Origin of the sequence: Galactobacter valiniphilus, from assembly GCF_003575975.1 — a bacterium.
GTDB lineage: Bacteria > Actinomycetota > Actinomycetes > Actinomycetales > Micrococcaceae > Galactobacter > Galactobacter valiniphilus.
The window spans coordinates 1-1242 of the sequence record NZ_QQXK01000069.1; the positions used below are offsets into that span (position 1 = coordinate 1).

The window sequence follows — 1242 nt, forward strand, 5'->3', positions numbered from 1 at the left end:
CCTGCATGCGACGTGTCGGCCGGCTCGGCTCACTTTCGAAGTGCAGCCCGGCGGGCCGTCATGTCCTGATAGGAGTCTGGCGAGTCCCCGATAGTGAACTGACTGACGCCCGGCCGGTCTGCGCACCCGACAACGCAGAAGGGCGCAGTTCCATGGTGAACGACAGACAGATCGCGGTCTACGGCGGGATCGACACGCACGCCGACACCCATCACATCGCGGTGATCGACGCGGCAGGGCGACGGCTTGGTGATGTTCAGATACCGACCACGGCAGCCGGGTACCGTGCGGCGGTGCAGTTCCTGGGATCGTGGAACGGGTTGGTGCGCGTGGGCATCGAGTGCACGGGCTCGTACGGGGCGGCGGTGACGCGCGCCGTCCGGGACGCGGGAATGACGGTGGTCGAGGTCAACCGCCCCAACCTGTTCGATCGCAGGCTGCGGGGCAAGACTGATGTCTTCGATGCCTACTCGGCTGCCGAGGCGGTCCTCTCCGGACGTGCTACCGCAGCGCCCAAGGGCGGCGACGGCTTCGTCGAGTCGTTGCGGGTACTGCGTTCTTCCAGGTCGTCAGCACTGTCGGCCAGGACCGCGACGATCAATCAGATCAAGGGCTTGCTGGTCACTGCACCCGAGCAGTTGCGCGCTCGGTACCGCGGGCTGTCGAGCACGAAGCTCATCGCCGTGCTGGCCGCGACGCGACCAACCGCAACGCCCGTGAGTGCAAATGAAGCGACGGCATACAGTTTGCGCCTCCTGGCCAGGCGTTGGCAGACACTGACCGAGCAGATTGAGGAGTTGGCTGGTCACATGCAACGGCTGCTGGAAGATCATGCCCCCGCGTTGATGGACGTGTACGGCGTCGGCCGCGACACCGCCGCCCAGCTGCTGATCACTGCTGGCGACAACCCCGAACGACTGCGCTCTGAAGCTGCGTTCGCAGCTCTGGCCGGCGCTTGCCCGATCCCCGCCTCGTCCGGCAAAACGAACCGTCACCGATTGAATCGAGCCGGTGACCGGCAAGCGAATTCTGCGCTCTACCACATCGTCATCGTGCGCTTACGCTACGACCAGGAGACCCGCGACTACGCCGCGCGCAGGACCGCTGAAGGCAAGACGAAGATGGAGATCATTCGGTGCCTCAAGCGCTACCTCGTCCGGCAGCTCTATCCCCTCATCGTTGATACAGTCCGGCCTCGGCAGGACGCGCTCACAGCTTGACTTTGAACTATAGGAGTGTCGC

The 1242-nt window shown here is 64.7% G+C and carries 1 protein-coding gene; it reads left to right on the forward strand.

The genetic code is table 11. The features are described from left to right. A partial coding sequence (locus DWB68_RS15730) for an IS110 family RNA-guided transposase (protein WP_325048573.1) occupies positions 1-1220 on the forward strand: 1220 nt, incomplete at its 5' end. Positions 1221-1242 lie beyond the last annotated feature (22 nt).